The sequence below is a fragment of the Pseudomonas rhizoryzae genome (genome assembly GCF_005250615.1).
Classification (GTDB): domain Bacteria; phylum Pseudomonadota; class Gammaproteobacteria; order Pseudomonadales; family Pseudomonadaceae; genus Chryseomonas; species Chryseomonas rhizoryzae.
Genome location: NZ_SULM01000004.1, coordinates 188460 through 209703, shown reverse-complemented (window position 1 = coordinate 209703; position 21244 = coordinate 188460). Strand labels below are relative to the sequence as shown.

The 21244-nt window shown below is 62.3% G+C and carries 18 protein-coding genes and 2 pseudogenes; 6 read left to right on the top strand and 14 right to left on the bottom strand.

Features of this window, described 5'->3' with window-relative positions:
• Window position 1 precedes the first annotated feature (1 nt).
• From FAZ11_RS07575 to FAZ11_RS07560, 4 genes are all read left to right on the top strand, one after another.
• Complete coding sequence (locus FAZ11_RS07575; RefSeq protein WP_058765613.1) at window positions 2-313, top strand: DUF6482 family protein; 312 nt, start codon at window positions 2-4, stop codon at window positions 311-313.
• 140 nt (window positions 314-453) lie between these two features.
• Window positions 454-885 carry a DUF4440 domain-containing protein gene (locus FAZ11_RS07570; protein ID WP_137279482.1) on the top strand — a complete coding sequence of 144 codons (432 nt, stop codon included), beginning with the start codon at window positions 454-456 and terminating at the stop codon, window positions 883-885.
• Between the two features lie 143 nt (window positions 886-1028).
• Window positions 1029-2054 (top strand): TerC family protein, encoded by a 1026-nt coding sequence (locus FAZ11_RS07565; RefSeq protein ID WP_058776871.1) that lies wholly within the window; start codon window positions 1029-1031, stop codon window positions 2052-2054.
• 16 nt (window positions 2055-2070) lie between these two features.
• Window positions 2071-2355 carry a hypothetical protein gene (locus tag FAZ11_RS07560; RefSeq protein WP_137279483.1) on the top strand — a complete coding sequence of 95 codons (285 nt, stop codon included), beginning with the start codon at window positions 2071-2073 and terminating at the stop codon, window positions 2353-2355.
• Between the two features lie 326 nt (window positions 2356-2681).
• On the opposite strand, the gene FAZ11_RS07555 is transcribed toward FAZ11_RS07560, so the two are convergent.
• The gene (locus tag FAZ11_RS07555; RefSeq protein WP_137279484.1) at window positions 2682-3155 is read right to left on the bottom strand and encodes a GreA/GreB family elongation factor; all 474 of its coding nucleotides are present in this window, start codon (window positions 3153-3155) and stop codon (window positions 2682-2684) included.
• A 141-nt stretch (window positions 3156-3296) separates the two neighbouring features.
• Between FAZ11_RS07555 and FAZ11_RS07550 the strand changes: the two genes are divergently transcribed.
• On the top strand, window positions 3297-4130 hold the full coding sequence (locus tag FAZ11_RS07550) for a DUF1206 domain-containing protein (protein ID WP_137279485.1): 834 nt from the start codon (window positions 3297-3299) through the stop codon (window positions 4128-4130).
• Here the strand turns inward: FAZ11_RS07550 and FAZ11_RS25390 are convergent.
• The 5 genes and pseudogenes from FAZ11_RS25390 to FAZ11_RS07525 all read right to left on the bottom strand — a co-directional run.
• Window positions 4127-4207 (bottom strand): annotated as a pseudogene (locus tag FAZ11_RS25390) (Mut7-C RNAse domain-containing protein); the annotation flags it as partial. The gene FAZ11_RS07550 and the pseudogene FAZ11_RS25390 overlap by 4 nt on opposite strands.
• A gap of 280 nt (window positions 4208-4487) precedes the next feature.
• Window positions 4488-5960 carry a TIR domain-containing anti-phage reverse transcriptase gene (locus FAZ11_RS07540; protein WP_081321824.1) on the bottom strand — a complete coding sequence of 491 codons (1473 nt, stop codon included), beginning with the start codon at window positions 5958-5960 and terminating at the stop codon, window positions 4488-4490.
• Window positions 5961-6366: 406 nt separating this feature from the next.
• Window positions 6367-10386 (bottom strand): ATP-dependent RNA helicase HrpA, encoded by a 4020-nt coding sequence (gene hrpA, locus FAZ11_RS07535; RefSeq protein WP_137279486.1) that lies wholly within the window; start codon window positions 10384-10386, stop codon window positions 6367-6369.
• A 141-nt stretch (window positions 10387-10527) separates the two neighbouring features.
• Window positions 10528-11307, bottom strand: coding sequence for an SGNH/GDSL hydrolase family protein (locus tag FAZ11_RS07530; protein ID WP_058760914.1), 780 nt, complete (start codon window positions 11305-11307; stop codon window positions 10528-10530).
• A 152-nt stretch (window positions 11308-11459) separates the two neighbouring features.
• A complete protein-coding gene (locus FAZ11_RS07525) occupies window positions 11460-13139 on the bottom strand; it encodes a long-chain fatty acid--CoA ligase (RefSeq protein WP_058769171.1) in 1680 nt (559 codons plus the stop codon).
• Window positions 13140-13396: 257 nt separating this feature from the next.
• On the opposite strand from FAZ11_RS07525, the gene FAZ11_RS07520 reads away from it, so the two are divergent.
• Window positions 13397-13867 (top strand): MaoC family dehydratase, encoded by a 471-nt coding sequence (locus FAZ11_RS07520; protein WP_058761087.1) that lies wholly within the window; start codon window positions 13397-13399, stop codon window positions 13865-13867.
• Between the two features lie 16 nt (window positions 13868-13883).
• Here the strand turns inward: FAZ11_RS07520 and FAZ11_RS07515 are convergent, their stop codons facing one another.
• From FAZ11_RS07515 to FAZ11_RS25385, 8 genes and pseudogenes are all read right to left on the bottom strand, one after another.
• Entirely contained in the window at window positions 13884-14459 is a 576-nt protein-coding gene (locus FAZ11_RS07515) for a DUF1349 domain-containing protein (RefSeq protein ID WP_058778395.1), read from the bottom strand.
• A gap of 54 nt (window positions 14460-14513) precedes the next feature.
• Entirely contained in the window at window positions 14514-15584 is a 1071-nt protein-coding gene (locus FAZ11_RS07510; RefSeq protein WP_058760917.1) for a protein-glutamate methylesterase/protein-glutamine glutaminase, read from the bottom strand.
• A complete protein-coding gene (locus tag FAZ11_RS07505) occupies window positions 15581-16093 on the bottom strand; it encodes a chemotaxis protein CheD (protein WP_240043623.1) in 513 nt (170 codons plus the stop codon). Before FAZ11_RS07505 ends, FAZ11_RS07510 begins: the two co-directional genes overlap by 4 nt.
• 2 nt (window positions 16094-16095) lie before the next feature.
• Window positions 16096-16899 (bottom strand): CheR family methyltransferase, encoded by an 804-nt coding sequence (locus tag FAZ11_RS07500; RefSeq protein WP_058760918.1) that lies wholly within the window; start codon window positions 16897-16899, stop codon window positions 16096-16098.
• Window positions 16900-16910: 11 nt separating this feature from the next.
• On the bottom strand, window positions 16911-17393 hold the full coding sequence (locus FAZ11_RS07495; protein ID WP_058769169.1) for a chemotaxis protein CheW: 483 nt from the start codon (window positions 17391-17393) through the stop codon (window positions 16911-16913).
• On the bottom strand, window positions 17393-19057 hold the full coding sequence (locus tag FAZ11_RS07490; protein ID WP_137279487.1) for a methyl-accepting chemotaxis protein: 1665 nt from the start codon (window positions 19055-19057) through the stop codon (window positions 17393-17395). Before FAZ11_RS07490 ends, FAZ11_RS07495 begins: the two co-directional genes overlap by 1 nt.
• 87 nt (window positions 19058-19144) lie before the next feature.
• A complete protein-coding gene (locus tag FAZ11_RS07485; protein ID WP_058769167.1) occupies window positions 19145-19648 on the bottom strand; it encodes a chemotaxis protein CheW in 504 nt (167 codons plus the stop codon).
• A gap of 7 nt (window positions 19649-19655) precedes the next feature.
• A pseudogene (locus FAZ11_RS25385) lies at window positions 19656-21149 on the bottom strand (methyl-accepting chemotaxis protein); the annotation flags it as partial.
• Between the last annotated feature and the right edge of the window lie 95 nt (window positions 21150-21244).

Here is a 21244-nt window from a genome sequence, read left to right as displayed (position 1 = left end):
GATGAATGTCAAAGAGCTGAATCAGCAGGTCAAGGCCGGTGCGGTCAAGGAAGTCAATCTGGTGTCCATGGAGGGCGGCTCCTACGTCATCCATGCGCTGGTGGAGGGCACCTCGGTTCCGGTCGCCGACGACAAGGGCGCGACCCTGCACGTGGCCTCGGTGGAAGAAGCGCGCCGGATCCTCGACGGCGTCAAGGACGTCCGCCTGTTCATCGCCCAACCGGCGGTCTACGAAGAGATGGTCGGTCAGCCCGAGACCCAGACCGATTCCCGCGAAGAGATCCCGCTGCGGTCCAAGGTGGAGAATCGCTGATCCGCTGCCTATCTCCGCGGACGCCGCGCGACGGCGATCGCTCCCCCTGCCACTAGCGCCTATCGAGCGGTGATTGCCACGAACTAAAAGATGATGGATCGTTATATTATAACAATCCATCATCTTTTGAGGATCATCGCATGTCAGACGCTAGTCCCGCCCCGGCGCCCGCCCGCTCTAACGAAGAAATCGCCTGCCTGGCGGGTGCCAAGGCCGCCCTGCATACCTGGGCCGCGACCGTCGCCACCCGCAATGTGGAAGCCATCCTCGCCCTCTATGCGCCGGACGCCATCCTGGTGCCGACCCTGTCCAACGAGGTGCGGGATTGCCAGGACAGTCGCCGCGAATACTTCCGCAACTTCCTCGCCAACGAAGGCCTGGTGTGCGACGTGCAGATCTTCAAGAAGAGGGTCAGCAGCAAGCTCAGCACCGTGGTAGTGGGTGGTCTCTACGTCTTTCATTATCGCGAGGGCGATGCCGTCGTCAGCGTCCCCGCGCGCTTTCTTTTCACCTTCGAGCAGATCGATGGTCGCTGGCTGATCACCGGCCACCACTCCTCCCGGGAGGCCTGAGCTAGAGCGGTTGCATTTTGTAAAGATGCAACCCTTGCCGAATGTGCGTCAGTTCTAAATCCTGTCTGGGTGACCCGGGCCCCTCTGACGGCTTAAGCCGCCATGTCGAGTCATAGTCTTGAAACTTGACTAAGGAGGGGCTCATGAACGCCCTGCATGCATTCTTCTTCGCCGACTTCCTCGGCACCGCCACCTGGATGTGGCTCACCTTCTTCGCCGTCGTCATCGCCCTGCTGGCCTTCGACCTGGGTGTGCTCCACAAGGAGAACAAACCCATCGAGGTGAAGGAGAGCCTGTTGCTCTCCGCCGGCTACATCAGTGCGGGGCTGCTGTTCGCCCTCTTCGTCTGGCAGCTCAAGGGCGCCGACGCCAGCCTCGACTACGTCACCGGCTTTCTCATCGAGAAGTCGCTGTCCATGGACAACGTCTTCCTGATGGCGGTGATCTTCGGCTTCTTCGCCATCCCCCGCGAATACCAGCACCGGGTGCTGTTCTGGGGCATCCTCGGGGTGATCGTGCTGCGCGCCATCATGATCGGCCTGGGTGCTGCGCTGATCCACCAGTTCGACTGGATCCTCTATATCTTCGGCGCCTTCCTGGTGATCACCGGGGTCAAGATGCTGTTCGCCAAGGTGGATGAAGAGCCCAACCTCGACGACAACGTCTTCATCAAATTCCTGCGCAAGAAACTGCGCGTCACCGACGAACTGCATGGCGATCATTTCTTCGTGCGCCAGCCCGACGCCAGCGGCAAGGCGGTGCTCTGGGTGACGCCGATGTTCCTCACACTGATCGTGATCGAATGTGCCGACCTGGTGTTCGCCGTGGACAGCGTGCCGGCGATCTTCGCCATCACCCAGGACCCCTTCATCGTCTACACCTCGAACGTCTTCGCCATCCTCGGCCTGCGCGCCCTGTACTTCGCCCTGGCGGCGATGATCCACCGCTTCGCCTACCTCAAGTACGCCCTGGCGCTGGTGCTGGTGTTCATCGGCTGCAAGATCTTCCTGGTGGGCATCATCGGCAAGATCCCGCCGGCGATCTCCCTGAGCGTGACCCTGGGCCTGCTAGCCGGTGGTGTGCTGGTGTCGCTGTACAAGACCCGCGGCGAGGCCAAGAACGCCTCTGCGGGTCATACCGCGCACGACTCGCTGAAGAAACCTTCGTGAGTGACGGGAGAGGATCATGATGCTCAAGACCAGTCTCGGCCTCGCCAGCATCCTCCTGCTGCTCGGCATCGGCGGCTGTGACAGCGCCGAAAAAGCTGCGGACAGCTTCGCCACCAAGGTGGAACAGGCCGCCCGGGAACAGGCCAGGGAAACCCTGGGCGGCACCCTCGACGAACTCAACAAGAAGGTCGACGAAGCCCAGAAGCAGAGCCGTGCTTGGTTGGAACAGCAGAGGCCGAAGGAGAAAAAAGAAGCGTCACCGGCCAGGGCGGGCAAGACGGTGGAGGGTGTGGAGACGTGAGGGCTTGAACGCCATTATCGCGACCATGGCGGTGCGCCGTAGCGACCGCTCCTACGGTTAGCGCGGAGCCTGTAGGAGCACCTGTCTTATCGCCACAGCGATACCTTGAGTAGCGTGGAAAACGGCGCAGCCTTTTCCACTGGGCTTCGTGGCGAGGGGTGCCCTCTCCCCAACCCTCTCCCGAAGGGAGAGGGGGCTATCAGAGCAGGCGTTCAGCCCCATTGGGCCTCGCCTGATCGCGACAAACTGTCAGGCCTGCACCCGTAGGAGCGGTCGTCACGGCGTACCGGCATGGCCGCGATAGCCTACCAACAGAGAAGTCGCCATCAGAGCACCGCCACGATCTCCTGCCGGTGCACCTTGCCCTCCACCGTCACTGCGACTTCATCCCCCTCTTCCCGTCCGAGCAGTGCCTGCCCCAGGGGCGCCCGCGGCGAGATCACCAGCACTTCCTGGTCATCAAACCTGACCTTCAGACCCGCCGCATCCGGGCCGAGGAACAACCAGCGACTACCCGTTGGCGTGGCCAACTCGATCAGGGCGCCGACGCGGATGCCTTCTTCCATTGCTACCGGCGTCAACGCCCGGTAGGCAGCCAAGGCCAACTCGATCTCATGCAGACGGCGGCGCTGGCCGTCGGCCAGATAGGCCGCTTCCAGGCCGCGGGTGTCGTATTTGTTCTCGGCCTTGCTTTCGCTGTGGGTGGCCGCTTCGTGGCTAGCCGCCAGTTGCTGGCGAATCACGTCGCGGTCGCCTTCCAAGGCCTGGAGGATGAGAGAGAGCAGTCGCGCTTTGTCCATGAAGCCATCGCCGGGGCAAAGGGTGCGAGCCTAAGCCCAAAACCTTCGCCCCGCCAGCCTGCGCGAAGCGTCCGTCCGCTGATCAGAACCCGTAGGCGAGCCGCCGGTCAGTACAAGGCAAGATGTAACAGGATCAAACAGATGCGCACCCGTACCGGACTCACCCTGCTCGCCCGGAGCGGCTACGCCGCCCGTGGCCTCGTCTACCTGATCATCGGGGTGCTCGCCCTGCTCGCCGCCCGGGGCTCCGGTCAACCGGCAGACAGCCACGACAGCCTGGAAGCCCTGCTCACCCAGCCCTTCGGCCATTTCCTGGTCGGCCTGGTGGTGGTGGGCCTGGTGGCCTTCGCGGCCTGGCGCATCCTGCAGGCGCTACGCGACGTCGACAACCATGGCCGCAAGCCCAAGGGTCTGGTGATCCGCGCTGGCCTGCTGGTGGGCGGTATCACCTATGGTGCCCTCGCCTTCTTTGCCCTCGGCCTACTGGTCAGCGGCCTGCGCCAGAGCAGCGGCTCGGGCGGCAATACCAACGACTTCCTGCAGTTGCTGCTCAGCTGGCGCTATTCCAACCTGCTGGTGTACGTCGCCGCGCTCATTCCCCTGGGGGTGGGCCTGGCGCATTTCGTGAAGGGCTGGAAAGCCAGCTTCGAGCGTTATCTCGAAACCAGCCCCGCACAACTCCGCGTCATTCGCCCCATTGGCCGTTTTGGTCTGATCGCCCGCGGCGTGGCCTTCGTCGAGATCGCCGTGCTGCTGATGGTCAGTGGCTCGCGCTACCAGGCGCTGCATCCGCCGGGCATGAAGGATGCGCTGAACGGCCTGCAGAACCTGCCCTTCGGCACCCTCATCCTGTCGGTGGTCGGTCTCGGCCTGATCGCCTTCGCCCTCTACAGCTTCGCCGAGGCCTATTGGCGGCGCATCGAGATGGATCTGCCGGACGTTGGCGGGTCGTTGCGCCAGGTGCTGCCGCGCTAGACCAGCGTCAGCCGTTGGCGCATGGCCTGCCAATGGCTCCCCTCCCAGAACACCTTGTCGCACTGGGGGCAGTAGAGAAAATGCCGATGACGCTACCTCTGGGAGTCGATCAACAATCTCAGCAAGGGTCACCTTCTACAAGGCGGAATACGGCCAAGGCAATAGAAAACGACGCGGCTCGGGTGCGTATATTAGGGCGCTCGTAGAGTTAGCGCAGTAGCGTCTCCGGGTATAGGGCACTGACGCACAGCCATAGAATAACTGCCGCTTGAGCAGCTTACGATCCTATATTCTAGCAGTGTAATTCTTCTAGCCATAAATTAGTCAGAAGAACACCCATCCAACTGCAGCAAGGAACTAGGTTTTCTTTCGCAAAAGAGCAAGGACATCTTGTGCAATTTTTTCAGGATTTCCCTCCCACTTCTTATAAAGCTTGTCACTCATTAAAAAGTTTTTCCCAAGGATGATCTCAGCATCACCATGAATCAGCGGAAGCAACTTACTTTTATCATGCTTTATCTCACTACTCAAAACAGCATTAATCTCCTTTTGAGGCCATTTCTTATCGACAGAATTTTCAGTCATAACAGCTATTACATACTTCGACCTATGTAAAGCCTTATTAATAATATCAACAAGAGAATCACCCCACCCTATCTCTTCGTCATCAAGAAACACATTCAAGCCTAATCTTTTTAGCTCATCATAAAGAGGCTTGACAATTGCATCCTTATCTTCAGAAGCGTGACACAAAAAGACGTCATACATATTATGCTCACCTTCTATCTTTTTTATAAACTTTGGGGGATGAGTATCATGTCTAGCCATTTTTAACGCAAGGTTTATATAAGTCGGATCATCACAACCCTTAACCATTGAAACAAAAGAAAGACGCCCATATATATTATCTCTAAGACGACGCCCGCCTTCAATCACTTTAAATGTCTCAGGATCTTCGCCCTTTATATCAATGTAAAAATTTCGCTCAGCCGCTTCGGGATCTAGAGCCCACTGCTTTATTGCCGCTCGCAGCTTTTGTTTATATTCTATTGGAACATTAAGTTTTTTGTTAACTATAATCCCTGTAATCTCTTGCCGGCTATTTTTTGCCTGTAGTCTACTTTTCTGAGGGTTAATAGAAAAACGAGACCTCTCGAAAACCAACCTCAATTCTTCCCCGACGAACGTACGCCCATCCAACAATTTTGCCACTTCGCCCGGAAAGCTTCTTAAAGACGAGAGAGTTATATCGTCCGCATACCTCGAATATCGCAAACGGTGTTTTTGCGCTAGACGTAGAATTTTATTATCCAGCATACTTGCAATGATGTTTGCAACTACCGGTGACGTCGGAGCACCTTGTGGCAAATGGTTTTCGAATGTACATATTTGGGCGACAACTGAAGCGACTTCACTTGACATCTCAAAAGGTTTAGCAAGAAAAGCCGCCCTTACTCGACCAAAGTTTATCGACCCAAAGAAATCTTGAATATCGACATTCAAAACCCATTTAGACTTCTTGTGCACCAATGCATTACTGCAAATGCTTTCTCCAGTCACGAAACCTTTGACGCAAGGCTTGAATTCGATCCACTCCGAAAGCAACTTACACAATCGCTTTTGAACAACTGCAAGCCCCTTTTGCGGGACCTCAATTTTCCTAACCCCACCCCGTTTCTTTTTCACTTCAAAAGAATCGTACTTGGCTTTATTGGAGCGTTGATAACAAATATATAAGAGCTGCCCCTTTTTTACATTTAGCAACGCACAAAGCGCATCGAGGGATGACAGTTTGACAAGAGGATTTTTGTCGGATTCAACTAGCCTCAAGATAAGCTCCTAGCCAATAGAGCTCCTGATAAAAGGGGCTCCTCCCTTGCCTTTTACCTTACGCCCTTGTCGACCACTACAATCGAAAGGCCGCCGCATAGCGATACCGCGAGTGCAGCGTATGGGTGTACATGAAAGATTTTTGCAGTAGGTAGCACTGCATAGTTAAAGCTGTAGGGAGGAGCCCCTACCCAGAGTATGCCCTATGAACTGGATGAATTCTACAAGCTCAGATCATGCCGTATGGAAACTAAAAGGCATAAATAATGATTCTATTGCCCCTCCCCGATGGGCAGGGGCAATGAAGCAATCGAGCCTGCTATGGAAGCGAAAACTGGCCTGGGTCATGGCCTCACTATGCCAGGGGCCGCCCCAGGCCGGCGCCGCTTCCGATGGATGACCCTGGTCAGGCCTCCACCTGGCTCCACTGCTTGTTCAAGCGCTTGTCCGATACCGGCATCCGCGTCCCCAGTTGCTGGGCCCAGAGCGAGACCCGGTATTCCTCCAGCATCCAGCGATAGAGTTCCAGGTTGGCGTCGCGCTTGCCCTCCTGGCCATGCTTGGCGGCGCGGGCGCGATACTGCTCCCAGAGCCCGGCCAGTTCGCCGCTCCAGACGCGATCCCGCTGCACCTGGCCGCCGAGCTTGTCGAAGCGTTGCTCGATGGCCTTGAGGTAACGCGGATACTCCTTCAGCCACTCCAGTGGCGTAGCTCGGACGAAGCCGGGATAGACCAGGCTGGCCAGTTGCGCCTTGATGTCGTTCAGCGCTACCGCCTGAGCCAGGTCGATGCGGCCCTTGAACTTCTTTTGCAGGCCATGCCAGAGCTTGAGGATATCCAGGGTCAGGCGCGCTATCCGTTCGGCCTGTTCGGTCCAGCCTCCCTTGCGCCGCTCGGCCAGGGAGGCCAGGCCAGCGCCATCCCGCGGCAGCTCGGACTCATCGGCAAGGATGGCGGCGTCCAGGCTGGCCAGCAGAATATCTTCCACCAGGGCTTCCGGTCGGCCCAGCTCGCGGTGCAGCAGGCCCAGCTCGGTGAGGCCGGGCAGCTTGCCGCGCAGGAACTTGGCCTGCTCCGCCAGTTGCTGCAACAACAACCGTTGCAGCGCCCGCCGGTGCTGGTAGGCGGCCTCGGCCTGGGTGGCGAAACGACCTTCGCGCACCGTGCCCTGCTCGTCCACCAACGCCGGATAGACCGTCATCGACAGCCCTGCCACCTGCTGCTGGGTCTTGGCCGCCACCTCGGCGAAGGCCTTGGCCTCCACCGGGCGCTGCTCCTGGCGTTTCTGCGTTGGCAAGGCCAGCGCCGCCTGGCTTTCCTCGGCGAAACGCGCCGTCACCTCGGCCAGATCGCGGCCCTCGCCCAGGGGCTTGCCTTGGGCATCGACGACTTCGAGATTCATGCGCAGGTGGCGGTCGAGCCCCGCCTCGGCTTCCGGCCAGACTTCCTCGGGGATGCGCGCGCCGGTCATGCGTTGCAGCTCGCGCCCGAGGGCCTCGTGCAGCGAGCCCTCGCCGAAGGGGATTTTGTCCAACGCCGCGCGGACGAAATCCGGCACCGGCACGAAGTTCTTGCGCAACGCCTTGGGCAGGTTGCGCACCAGGGCCACGCAGCGGTCATAGAGCAGACCCGGTACCAGCCAGTCCAGCCGCTGCGGCGGCAACTGCGGCAACAGGGGCGCCGGCACCCGCAGGGTGACGCCATCGCGCGGATGAGTCGGGTCGAATTCGTAGGACAGCGGCAGCGTCAGCTCGCCCAGGCGCAGGGTGTCCGGGTACTGGGCGGCGGTGACCTCGCTGGCCTCACGGGCGAGGACGTCTTCCTCGCGCATGATCAGCAGGTCCGGCTGCTTGGCGCTTTCGCGGCGGTACCAGCTATCGAAGGTGGCGGTCTGGTAGACGTCGGCTGGCAGCCGTGCGGCGTAGTAGTCGAACAGCGTCTCCTCGTCAGCGAGGATGTCGCGGCGACGCGCCTTGGCCTCTAGCTCGTCCAGGCGTTCCAGCAGGGCGCGGTTGGCCGCCAGGCACTTGGCGCGGCTGTTGATCTCACTGCGCACCAGGCCCTCGCGGATGAACAGCTCGCGGGCGGCAGGCGGATCGATGGGACCGAAGTGCACCGGCCGCCGGCCGACGATGATCAGGCCATAGAGGGTGACCTGCTCGTAAGCCACCACCTGACCGCGCTTCTTCTCCCAGTGGGGTTCCAGATGGGTCTTCTTGACCAGGTGCCCGGCCACCGGCTCGATCCAGTCCGGTTCGATCTTGGCGACCATGCGGGCGAACAGCTTGGTGGTCTCCACCAGTTCGGCGGCCATGATCCACGTCGGCTTCTTGCGACCGATGACGCTGCTGGGATGAATCCAGAAGCGCCGCTGGCGAGCCCCAAGGTAGTCGCCGTCTTCGCTCTTCTGGCCGATCTGGCTGAGCAGGCCGGCGAGAATCGCCTTGTGCAAGGCCGCATAGCCCCGGGCACGCAGCGCCGCCTCGCTGGCCTCGGCCTGTTGCTGGGCCTTGGCATTGACTCTCTTGTCGGTGGTGAGCACCGGCTTGTCGCTGGCGGGCGCCGGCTGTTCGGCCTCGGCCTTGCGCGTCTTGAGTCCGAGCTCGCGGCACAGCAGGGTGAGTTGGCGGTGGGCGTCGCGCCACTCACGCAGCCGCAGGTAGTTGAGGAAGTTCTTGCGACACCAGCTGCGCAAGGCATTGGAACCCAGCGCCTGGCGCTGCTCTTCGAAACCGTGCCAGAGATTGACCAGGGCGGCGAAGTCCGAATCCGGGTCCTTCCACTGGGCGTGGGCCTGATCGGCCTGGGTCTGGCGATCCGCCGGCCGCTCGCGCGGGTCCTGCACCGAGAGGGCGCTGGTGACGATCAGCACCTCGGCCAGACTGCCCTGCTCGGTGGCCTCCAGCAGCATGCGCCCCAGCCGTGGATCGATGGGCAGCCGCGCCAGTTGCCGACCCAGGGGCAGCAGCCGTCCCTCGACGTCCACTGCCGAGAGCTCTTGCAACAGGGTGAAGCCGTCCTTGATCGCCTTGCCATCCGGCGGCTCGATGAAGGGAAAATCCTCGATGCGGCCCAGGCGCAGATGCAGCATCTGCAGGATCACCGCCGCCAGGTTGGTGCGCAGGATCTCCGGATCGGTGAAGGTCGGCCGACCGAGGAAGTCTTCTTCGCTGTACAGGCGGATGCAGATGCCCGGCTCGACCCGGCCGCAGCGGCCCTTGCGTTGGTTGGCGCTGGCCTGGGAGATGGCTTCGATGGGCAGCCGCTGGACCTTGGCCCTGTAGCTGTAGCGGCTGATGCGCGCCGTGCCGCTGTCGATCACGTAGCGGATACCCGGTACGGTCAGCGAGGTCTCGGCGACGTTGGTGGCCAGCACGATCTTGCGCCCGGGGCGGGGCTGGAAGATCTTCTGCTGCTCGGCCGGGGTCAGCCGCGCATAGAGCGGCAGGACCTCGGTGAATTTCAGCTGGGCCTTGCGCAGCACCTCGGCGCAATCGCGGATCTCGCGCTCGCCGGGCAGGAACACCAGCACATCGCCCGGGCGCTGGCCGACGCTACGCTCGTGGGCCTCGATCTCGTCCAGGGCCTGGAGAATGCCCTGGTCCACCGAGAGGTCGTCCACCAGGCGCTCGCCGTCTTCGTCCACCTCCGAGCTGAGGGGGCGATACCAGGTTTCCACCGGATAGGTGCGGCCGGACACCTCGACGATGGGCGCACCGTCGAAGTGCTTCGAGAAGCGCTCCAGGTCGATGGTCGCCGAGGTGATGATCAGCTTGAGATCGGGCCGGCGCGGCAGCAGGGTCTTGAGGAAACCCAGCAGGAAATCGATGTTGAGACTGCGCTCGTGGGCCTCGTCGACGATGATGGTGTCGTAGCGTTCGAGGAAGCGGTCGTGCTGGGTCTCGGCCAGCAGGATACCGTCGGTCATCAGCTTGATCAGGCTGGCGTCGGTGCTCTGGTCTTCGAAGCGCACCTGGTAGCCCACCAGCTCGCCCAGCGGCGACGCCAGCTCCTCCGCCACCCGCGCCGCCACGCTACGTGCCGCCAGTCGCCGCGGCTGGGTATGGCCGATCAGGCCGTGTACCCCTCTGCCCAATTCCAGACAGATCTTGGGCAACTGGGTGGTCTTGCCCGAACCGGTCTCGCCGGCGATCACCACCACCTGGTGCCCGGCGATGGCGCGCTTGATCTCCTCGCGCTTAGCGGCGATGGGCAGGGCGTCGTCGTAGCGGATGGTCGGCACGCTGGCACGCCGCGCCTCGACCTTGGCGCAAGAGGCCTGGAACCGCTCCAGCCACTGGGCCTCGCGGGCCGGGTCGGGTTGTTTCTGCAAGGCCTGGAGCTGGCGTCTCAGGCGATGGCGATCGGCATTGAAGGCCTGATCCAGGTTGGCGGCAAGACGGGCAACGGAGGGGGTATCGGTCATGAAACTCTTTCGACGGCGGTCGCTTGGACCGGTAAGTGTAAAAGAGTTGGGGGGTGCGGCGGGGCTTTACAAGAAGACGGCGGGGAAAAGAACCGCGGGAGGAGGCCCTGCGCGACGGACGTCGCGCAGGGCTGGGGGGCATCAGCGTTTGGCTTGAGCGCTGGCCATGTTCAGGGCCGCCGGCGGCGTGCGCAGGGCCAGGTCCAGGGACTGCAGGGCCTTCCAGGCATCCTGTTGCAGATCGGCCGGATCGGCGTGATCGAACTTGATCTTTTCAGCATCGGCGGGCAGCGGCGGACGGCTGCCATAGATCAGCGCATAGAACACCGAGGCGGTCAGGTAGGTGCCGGTAAAGGACGGATGGCTGCCATCGGGCAGGAACAGACCGGGTTGCGGCTGCTCGGCCAGGGCCTTCTGCCAGGCCTGGCCCACCGGTGCCAGCAGCGCACCGGTTTCCTTGGCAAGGGGGGTGTAGACGCTGTCCAGCTGCGCCTGCATGGTCGGGTTGTTCTGCCGAGCCCAGGTCAGGTAGAGGATCGGCTGGGCGCCGTCCTTACGAGCGAGGTCGGCGATGAGACGCACGTACTGGCGGGTGAGATCCGGATTCTTCACCGGCATCATGCTGTGATCCTGGATCACCACGTAGTCGTAATTGGCCTTGGCCAATTCGTCCTGCACATCGTGGCGCTTCCAATGCTCTTCGAGACTGGCACCACTGAAGGTCACGTGCTTGACCTCCAGCGGGCGCGGCTGACCGGCATCGACGGACATTTGACGAACCATCGCCGGCAGATCGTTGACGAAGGTGTAGCTGTTGCCCACGAACAGGACGCGGATGGGCTCACCGGCCCAGGCCTGGCCGAGCGCGCTGGAGCCCAGCAGCAAGAGACCCAGCAAGGCCTGGCGTACGCGAATTCGCATGGTGTGTCCTCAGCAAGAGAGGTCGGATGAATGACGGCAAAATGCCGCCTGCGGTTTATACCCGAACCTCCTGCGAAAACCATGCTCGCGCCCTCGGTGTAGCGCTACCAGTCGACGAGAGGTAGCGATACCGGGTGCCGGATGATGCGCGGTTACGCCTTCTTGAGCTCCGCGTCACGCAGTTCACGACGTAGGATCTTGCCGACGTTGGTCGTGGGCAGGCTGTCGCGGAATTCCACCAGCTTCGGTCGCTTGTAGCCGGTGACATGGTCGTGCATGTGCTTGAGTACCTGCTCGGTGGTCAAGGAAGCACCAGGTTTGGGCACCACGAACACCTTGATCTTCTCCCCTGCCACCTCGTCGGGGATGCCGATGGCGGCGCACTGCAATACGCCCGGCAGTTGGGAGAGTACCTCTTCCAGTTCGTTGGGATAGACGTTGAAGCCGGACACCAGAATCATGTCTTTCTTGCGGTCAACGATGCGCAGGTAGCCGTCCGGCTCGATCACGGCGATATCACCGGTACGCAGCCATCCTTCCGCATCCAGCACCTCGGCGGTAGCCTCGGGCCGCTGCCAGTAGCCCTTCATGACCTGCGGGCCCTTGACGCACAGCTCGCCAGGGGTATCGAAGCCCAGCGCCACGCCATCGGCGTCCACCACCTTGCAGTCGGTACCCGGCACCGGCATCCCGATGGTGCCCAGGCGGAGGCGCTCCAGGGGATTGAAGCTCACCACCGGGCTGGTCTCGGTCATGCCGTAGCCTTCGCAGATGCCGCAACCGGTCACCTCTTGCCAACGCTGAGCCACGGATTGCTGCAGGGCCATACCGCCGGAGAAGGTTACCCGCAGCCCCGAGAAATCCAGCTGGCGGAAGTCTTCGTTGTTGCACAGCGCGGCGAACAGGGTGTTGAGCCCGACGAAGCCATTGAAGCGCCACTGCTTGAGTTCCTTGACCAGCGCCGGCAGATCGCGCGGATTGGTGATCAGAACGTTGTGATGGCCCTGGATCAGCATGGCCATGCAGTGAATGGTGAAGGCGTAGATGTGATAGAGCGGCAGCGGCGCGATCATCACCTGGGCACCCTCGCCCAGGTACTTGGTCATCAGCATCTGGCATTGCAGCATGTTGGCCACCAGGTTGCGGTGGGTCAGCATGGCGCCCTTGGCGATGCCGGTGGTACCGCCGGTGTATTGCAGGACGGCGACGTCCTCGCTGGCCGGATCGGCATCGACGAATTCGACGTGTTCGCCCTTGGTCATGGCATCGACGAAGCGGATGGCCTGGGGAATGCGGTAGGCCGGCACCATCTTCTTGACATGGCGCACCACGGCGTTGACCAGTAGCCGCTTGAAGGTCGGCAGCAGGTCACCGACCTCGGTGATGATGACGTGACGGATGTCGGTCTGTGGCAGCACCTGCTCGGCCAGGTGGGCCATGTTGGCGAGGCACACCAGCGCCCGGGCGCCGGAATCCTTGAACTGATGCTGCATCTCGCGCGCGGTGTACAGCGGATTGGTGTTCACGACCATCAGCCCGGCACGCATGGCGCCAAAGACCACCACGGGGTACTGCAGCACGTTGGGCATCTGCACGGCGATGCGGTCACCCGGTTGCAGGTCGGTGTGTTTCTGCAGGTAGGCGGCGAACTGGCCTGACAGTTCATAGAGCTCGCGATAGCTCAGGGTACGACCCAGGTTGCTGAAGGCCGGACGCTCGGCATAGGTCTGGCAGGCCTCGCGAAATACCGCCAGGACGTTGCGATAACGGCCCAGGTCTATGTCTGCCTGGATGCCCTCGGGATATTTGTCACTCCAGAAATTCGGCATCATGCAGCCCGCTCCCGCTCTATGGTTATTGTTCGTTGGAGTGCCGTGATCAGCGCTGAACCGGCCCTGCGAGCCTAGCAGCTTTGCCAAGGCCGCAACAGCATCAAAATCCGCCCTTCACGCCACTTAATGACCAATAAGTCATTATCAGTCACGCAACCGGTACTTTTCACCGTCGCGATTAGCCTCAGGGCCCCGGCATGCGTAGAATGCCCCGCTTCGCGGCGTTCGCCGCCTCGCCACTGTTGCCGGAGCGCGTCATGAGCCTGACCGAAAATATCCCTTATGAAGCCCTCGAGATCGGCCAGAAGGTGACGGTCACCCGCACCATCGAGCAGCGCGATGTCCTGCTGTTCGCCGCCGTCTCCGGCGACTGCAATCCGCTGCATCTGGACGCCGATTTCGCCGCCAAGACGCTGTTCCGCGAGCCCATCGCCCACGGCATGCTCAGTGGCGCCCTGATCAGCGCCGCGGTGGCCTGCAACCTGCCGGGTCCGGGCACCCTGTACGTCGACCAGACCATGACTTTCGAGAAGCCGGTGAAGCTGGGCGATACCCTTACCGTGGAAATCGAGGTGCTGGAGAAGCTGCCGAAGTTTCGCGTGAACCTGGCCACCCGCGTCTTCAACCAGCACGGCGACAAGGTGGTGGATGGCGTCGCCAAGGTCGTCGCGCCGCGCAAGACCGTACAGGTGCAGCAGGTAGAGCTGCCCCCCGTCACCGTCGGCTGAGACCGCCCTCCCCGCCTCAGCTCAGATCGGCCAGTCCTCGCAGCAGCGGGGGCTGCAGGCTGAAGTCGCTGAAGGCCACCTCCATGCCCCCACGCTCGGGCGTGCCGCAGACCGGACCCACTCGATACTCGGCGGCCACGGGCAGACTCGCCAGCCGCAGCAGCGGCCAGCGCTGACCGTCCAGGGACGCCTGCACCCGCAAGGTCCCCTGGCTTAGGGTGACGCGCAGCCAGATGTCCTCGCGCTCGCCCAGCGGCAGGCCCACGGCGAGATCCGAACGCCCCAGGGTCAGGACGCTCAGCAACTGGGGCGTGTCGTCGAAATAGCCGATACCGGCGCGCAACCAGTGCTGTCCGTCGAGGTGGACCATGAGCCCGGCGTGGTCGCCCTGGTTCTTGCAGCGCGCCACTACCCTGACCTGGGCGGTGAAACCGCTGGTGACCCGGGCGCCGAAGAAATGCCCACTGTGACGTTCCGTGCCGTCGTGGGTATGGCACCAGAAATCGCTGTGGCGATCGGTGATGACTCTCAGCCGATCGGCCTCGGCCAGCCAAGTCTCGGGCTCGTTGAGCCAATGGCAGATGTCGAACATGGGGGCTCTCCTCGCCTGGTGGCGCTTGGAGTCTAGGGAGCCCCGCAAGTTCGTCTAGTAGCCTGCCTTGAGGATCGCCTTAGCGATCTGGCCGAGGCCAATTTCCTGCTCCACAGCGCCGAGCTTCATGGCTTCCTTGGGCATGCCGTAGACCACGCAGCTGTCCTCGTCCTGGCCGAGGGTACGGCCACCGGCGTCGCGCAATTCCTTCAGACCGCGGGCACCATCGTCGCCCATGCCGGTCATGATGATGCCCAGGGCATTGCTGCCCGCCGCGCGAGCCACCGAGCGGAACAGCACGTCCACCGAGGGGCGATGCCGACTCACCGGCGGACCGTCGACGACGTCCACCTGGTACTGAGCACCATTGCGCTTGAGCAGCATGTGGCGACCGCCCGGCGCGATGAGTACCCGTCCGGGCAGGACGCGGTCGCCATGGCGGGCTTCACGCACCTCCAACTCGCAGAGCCGGTCCAGGCGCTCGGCGAAGGCGGCGGTGAAACGCTCGGGCATGTGCTGGACCACCACGATACCGGGACAGACCCGCGGCAGCATGGTGAGGACGGCTTCCAGTGCCTGGGTGCCACCCGTGGAGGTACCCAGGGCGACGATTCGCTCCGTGGTGCGGGCCATGGCACCGCCGCCCCCGGCGGGCAGGATGGCATCGGCACTGAGCCTGGGCGGCGGGACGAGAGGTGCAGCGCGCGGCGCCAGGCGCTTGAGGTTGGCTCGCGCGGCGGCCTTGACCGCGCTGGTCAGGTCATCCGAGGCATCCTTGAGGAATTGCTTGAGGTTGGCCTGGGGCTTGGTGACGATGCTGACCGCGCCGGCCGCCATGGCCTGCAGGGTCGTCGCAGCGCCCTTCTCGGTCAGCGTCGAACAGATCACCACCGGCGTGGGCCGTTCGGCCATGATCTTCTTGAGGAAGGTAATGCCGTCCATGCGCGGCATTTCCACGTCCAAGACCAGCACGTCCGGCCACTGCTTGCGCATCTTCTCCTGAGCGAATACCGGATCGGCGGCGACGCCCATGACCTCGATGGCGGGGTCCTCGGCGAGACTCTGGGCGAGGACCTGACGCACCACCGCGGAGTCGTCGACGATAAGGACCTTGATCTTGTTCATGGAGTACGTCTCGTAAGCGGCGGAGTGTGGGTGACCTCCACCTGTTGTATGAGTATCCGGCCATCGGCAAGGTCGAAGGAAAGTTTGCGATGGCCTTCGCCCCTGACATGGGTGCGAATGGAGCGTAAACCTGCGCGGGCGAGTTGTGCCAACGCGGTATCGACGTTGACGTCACCGATGTTCTTGACCCGCCCACGCAGGATCTGCGGAAACATGTTGCCACCGCCATAGAGGTGCACCTGATAGCCCGACAGATCGCCACCATGGCGGGCGATGGCGTTGAGCATCAGCTCCAAGGCTTCATCGACGTAGTGACCGTCGAGCGGGGCGCCCGGCGCGGGACGCTGCCGCGATGGCAGCAAGGCATGGGTCATGCCACCCAGGCGTCGACCCGGATGCCAGAACACGAAGGATACGCAGGAGCCCAGGATGGTACGGATACGCCGATCACCCTGACCGAAGTACCAGTCGCCAGGACGCAGGAAGAGCTCCGGCTGGCTAGACATCATTATTAGAGTGGTCGCTGGTAGATGGAAGGATTGACCATCTTCAGAGCATCGGTCACACCATTCAAGCTCTCCGAATGGCTGATGAAGAAATAGCCACCTGGCCGCAAGTGGCGAACCAGCCGCTCCACCACCTGACGCTTGGTCGGCAGGTCGAAGTAGATCATCACGTTGCGCAGGAAGATGATGTCGAAGAGCCCCACATCCGGCAGGGTGCTGTTCAGGTTGATCTGCCGGAAGGAAATCCGTGCGGCCAGCTTCGGATCGACCAGGAAGGTGCCCTCGTTATCGCCCACGCCCTTGAAACAATAGCGCCGCAACAAGGCGGTCGGGATGCCTTCGGCTTCCGTCAAGGGATACTGACCCTGACGGGCTTTGGCCAGTACCCGAGTGCTGAGGTCGGACGCGACCATTTCCCAGGGCCGCTCGCCGAGGCCTTCGGCGAGGGTCATCGCCAAGGTATAGGGCTCCTCGCCCGAGGAGCAGGCGCCACTCCAGAGTCGTAACGGCTGTCGCCGGTCCCACTGCGGTAGCACCTTGTCACGCAGGAAATCGAAGTGCTTGGGCTCGCGAAAGAAATAGGTCTCGTTGGTGGTCAAGAGATCCACCGCCATCTGGCACTCGGCCTGATCGCGCTGGATCAGCTGGAAGTAGGCCTCGTAGCTGGGCGTTCCGCGCTGCCTCACGCGCTTGGCCAGGCGACCGCTCACCAAGGGGCGCTTGGCATCGGACATGCTGATGCCAGCGACCTTGAAAATGAAGCTACGAAATTGACGGAATTCGCTGTCGGTCAGCGCGGGAAGCTCCATTACGTCCCCACTCAGGCGGCCGACAGGTCGGCGAGCTGGGCGAGGTCGTCCTCGCCCAAGACGCGATCCATATCGAGCAGGATGACGAAACCCTGGCCCTGCTTGGCCATGCCCAGGATGAAGTCGGTGCGAACCGAGGCGCCAAACCGCGGCGCCGGCTCGATGGCCTCGGCGGCGATCTCCAGGACTTCGCACACGGCGTCGACCACCACGCCGAAGACCTGGGCACCCTCGCCGACCTGGGTCTCCAGCACCACGATGCAGCTGCGGCGGGAGGTCTCGGTCAGTTGGTTGCGAAATCTCATGCCGAGATCCATCACCGGCACGGCGGCGCCGCGCAGGTTGATGACGCCGAGCAGCATCGGCGGCAGCATGGGTACCGCCGTGACCGCACCATATTCGATGATCTCGCGGACGCAGCCGGTGTTCACGCCGTAGAGGTCGCCCGCCAGTTGGAAGGTCAGGAACTGCCGGGACAGCTCTGCATTACCCATCACACCTGCTCCTCGAAGCGGGCGAACCCTTCCGGTACGTTATTAGTCCGCGATCTGCGATGCGAGGTGGCCCCTACCAGCGATGAGGCGCGTTCGACCAGAGCCGAAGCCGACTTCCTGGCGGTCGCGCGAGGAATGCCCTGGGTGGCCCCCTCACTGCCGTTCACGGTGAAGTACTCCATCAGTTGCTGCAGCTGTTCGGCCTGGCCGCTCATCTCTTCGGAGGTGGCGGCCAGCTCTTCGGAGGCCGAGGCATTCTGCTGGGTGATCTGGCTCAGCTGCATCATGGCGCTGTTGATCTGCTCGACGCCGGCGGTCTGCTCTTCGGAGGCGGCGGTGATCTCCTGGACCAGATCCGACGTCTTGTTGATGGAGGGCACCATTTCGTCCAGCAACGTCCCGGCGCGCTCGGCCAGGGCGACACTGCTCTTGGCCACGGTGCCGATCTCCTGGGCCGCCACCTGACTGCGTTCGGCCAGCTTGCGCACCTCGGCGGCCACTACGGCGAAACCCTTGCCGTGCTCACCGGCACGGGCGGCTTCGATGGCGGCGTTGAGCGCCAGTAGGTTGGTCTGGTAGGCGATGTCGTCGACGATGCCGATCTTGTCGGCGATGGTCTTCATGGCCACCAGGGTCTCGCGCACCGCTTGACCGCCTTCCACCGCTTCGCGGGCGGCCTTGCCGGCCATGCCGTCGGTGACCTTGGCGTTCTCGGTGTTCTGGGCGATGGAGGCCGACATCTCTTCGATGCTGGCGCTGGTCTCTTCGACGGAAGCCGCCTGCTCGGTGCTCGCCTGGCTCATGCTCTGGGCGGTGGCCGATACCTCTTCGGAGGCACTGGCCAGGCCGTCGGCCGAGCTGCGGACATCACTGATGATCTGGGCCAGGGTCGTGGTCATGATGCGTACCGACGCTAGCATGCTAGTGGTATCGCCCTCGCGGGTCACCACCTCGACGGTCAGGTCGCCTTTGGCGACGCGCTGCACCACCTCGGCGGCATAGGCCGGCTCGCCGCCCAGTTGCCGGATCAGGCTGCGGGTAATGAGATAGCCCAGCAGGATGGAAATCAACAGTGCAGCTGCGCCGATGATGATCATTAGGTTGCGAGCGTCGAAATAGGCTGCGGTTGCGCTCTCACCCGACTCGACCACGCGCTGCGCCTGATGCTCGTTGAACGCATTGGCAGCGTCTACCAACTCGTTGTTGTTCGGGGCGAAGACGTTGAGCAGGTAGTCACGTGCCTGATTGCGATCCACATCCACGAGACGAAAGAATTCGGTGTACTTGTCCTGCAGTCGCTGACGGCTTTCCAGTACGGCGTTGAGCTTACGCTTGCCTTCGTCGCTGCGCACCTTCTTGCCCAGATCGGCCAAAATGTCGCTGTTCTCGGTGCGAACCCGCGCGATGGCGTCGCGGGTTTTGGCCAGCGCATCAGCGTTCTCCAGCAGCAACAGGTTGCGCATCAGGCGACCGGAATCGAGGGTATTGCGGGCCAGCGTATTGGTCTGGACCGTCATCGGGAAGTCACGCTGTGACATGCCGTCGGCGGCCTCCTTCATCTTTTCCATGTTCAGGATGGCGACGCCGATGGTCAGCATGAGCATCACAATGGCGATGCCGAAACCGATCGCCAGTTTGGTCGAGACTCGAAGATTATTGAGCATGTCTGGTACGCCTCCGGCGCGAGTACTACTTCTTTTTGATGACGTCGCCTTGTGGAAACGCCGCTGACATTGCGTATTGCTAAAGCGCTAGGCGGTCGCCTGGGCCAGACTCGCCAATTCACTAACGTCCAGTACCCGGGCGACATCCAGTACCACGATGAATCCCTCGTCAAACTTGACCATGCCGGCAATGAAATGCGGTGCCAGGCGACTGCCGAAGGCCGGCGCCGGACGGATCTGCGCCGGCTCGATCTCCAGCACCTCGCTCACCGCATCCACCACGACGCCCAGCACCTGGGTGTCTTCGGCATCGAACACTTCGAGGATGACGATGCAGGTCCGCGGACCGACCCGGGTCGGCGTCCCGCCGAAGCGCGCCTCCAAGTCGATCACGGGCACCACGGCGCCACGCAGATTGATCACCCCACGGATACAGGCCGGCATCAGCGGCACCTGGGTCAACTGGCCGAATTCGATGATTTCGCGGACGGCCAGGGTATCCACCGCATAGGTCTCACCGTCCACAATGAAGGTCAGGTGCTGGTGGCCGATGGATTCCTGGAAGGCGTCGGTAAGGGTCAGGGCGGTCATAAATTGCTCACTCCGGGAAACGGACGTAACCGTCCGGAAAATTGCCTACGCTCAGCTGGCCGGTCCGCGCAAACGACTGCGGCGCACGCCCCGTGGCGGGTCTAACCTGCTCGAAAGCGCGATCCAGATGCTGAACGGCCCGAGCTTCGGCGTTGTTGAAGAAGCCCATCAGCCGCTGCAGCTGCTCGGCCTGGCCGCTCATTTCCTCCGCGGTGGCCGCGAGTTGCTCGGAGGCAGAGGCATTCTGCTGAGTGATCTGGTTGAGTTGCGTCATGGCGCTATTGATCTGGTTGACCCCACTACTCTGTTCTTCGGACGCAGCGGCGATTTCCTGCACTAGATCGGAGGTTTTAGTGATGGACGGTACTATTTCGTCGAGCAATGACCCGGCTCGCTCGGCCAAGGCCACGCTGGTCTTGGCCACGGAGCCGATTTCCTGGGCCGCGACCTGGCTGCGCTCGGCTAGCTTGCGCACTTCGGCGGCCACCACGGCGAAGCCCTTGCCGTGCTCGCCGGCACGGGCGGCTTCGATGGCGGCGTTGAGCGCCAGCAGGTTGGTCTGGTAGGCGATGTCGTCGACGATGCTGATCTTGTCGGCGATGGTCTTCATCGCCACCAGGGTCTCGCCCACGGCCTGACCGCCCTCGTCCGCTTCGCGGGCGGCCTTGCCGGCCATGCCGTCGGTGATCTTGGCGTTCTCGGTGTTCTGGGCGATGGAAGCCGACATCTGCTCGATGCTGGCACTGGTCTCGTCGACGGACGCCGCCTGCTCGGTGCTCGCCTGGCTCATGCTCTGGGAGGTGGCCGAGACTTCTTCGGCGGCACTGGCCAGGGCATCAGCCGCTTCCCGTACGTCACCGATGATCTGGCTCAGCTTGTCGACCGTGTCATTGATGGAGGTTTTCAGCTCCAGCAACTGGCCGTGATAGTCGCCCGTCACCTTGAGACTGAGATCGCCCCGGGATAGACCCGCCATGACGTCCATGGCTTCGCTCAGCGGTGCCACGATGGCGTCCAGGGTGCCATTGATGCCGGCGACGATGCGGCGGAAGTCGCCTTGATGGGCATTGGCATCGGCGCGCGTATCCAGGCGACCGGCAATGGCGGCCTCGCTCAACTGCTGAGCATCGTCGATCAGTCGCTGGATGTTGCCGCGCACCTGCTCGACGTTGTCGTTGATGAAGGCTTTCTTGCCGGGGAAGCGCTCCAGCGGCGCGGACAGGTCACCCTCGCCGAACGCCTTGATGCAGGCCATGGCCTTTTTCTTGACCGCGATATGGCCGGCTACCATGGCGTTGATGCCATGGGCGATCTCTTGGTAGGAGCCTTGGAAGCGCGCCGCATCGATGAAGACGTCGATGTCCCCGGCGTCGTGTTCGTGGGACATGTGCTGCATTTCGCTCATCAGCCCCTGGATGTTGCTGCGCAGCCGTTCGATGTTGTCATTGATGAAGGCTTTCTTGCCGGGGAAGCGCTCCAGCGGCGCGGACAGGTCGCCCGCGCCAAAGGCCTCGATACAGGCCATGGCCTTTTTCTTGACCGCGATATGGCCGGCCACCATGGCATTGATGCCATGGGCGATCTCCTGGTAAGAGC